The 587-nt window shown below is 46.3% G+C and carries 1 protein-coding gene; it reads left to right on the top strand.

Annotated elements, in window-relative coordinates:
* Window positions 1-72 precede the first annotated feature (72 nt).
* Window positions 73-587, top strand: a 515-nt coding sequence (locus A3739_RS03370) for an FAD-dependent oxidoreductase (RefSeq protein ID WP_197472007.1), incomplete at its 3' end; no start/stop codon positions are given.

The following is a 587-nucleotide window of genomic DNA, read 5'->3' as shown; positions in this document are numbered from 1 at the left end:
ATCGTTTTTAACAGTGCATGAAATTACTCCTCATGCACCAGAACCAATTTGAATTCAGTATTGAGGTACCTCATGAGCGAAGCAAAACATGCAAAATTATTGATCTTAGGATCAGGCCCTGCTGGCTATACAGCCGCCGTTTATGGAGCGCGCGCCAACTTGAACCCAGTTGTAATTACTGGCATCCAAGCGGGCGGCCAATTAACCCAAACGACTGAAGTAGATAACTGGCCTGGTGATGTGGAAGGCTTGCAAGGTCCGGACTTAATGGCACGCATGCAAGCTCACGCCGAGCGTTTTGATACCGAGATTGTGTTTGACCACATCAACAAAGCTGATTTGAGTCAAAAACCATTTCGCCTTAGCGGTGATTCAGGCGAATACACCTGTGATGCATTGATTATTGCGACAGGCGCATCTGCTCAATATCTTGGCCTCGAATCAGAAGAAGCATTTTCTGGCCGTGGTGTCAGTGCATGTGCAACCTGTGATGGTTTCTTCTATCGCAATCAAACGGTATGTGTTGTTGGTGGCGGTAATACAGCTGTAGAAGAGGCTCTCTATCTTTCTAATATCGCGAAAGAAGT

The sequence above is a fragment of the Oleiphilus sp. HI0067 genome, assembly GCF_001635735.1.
Note: the sequence above shows the minus strand (reverse complement) of the source record. Positions and strands in the feature narration are given on the sequence as shown.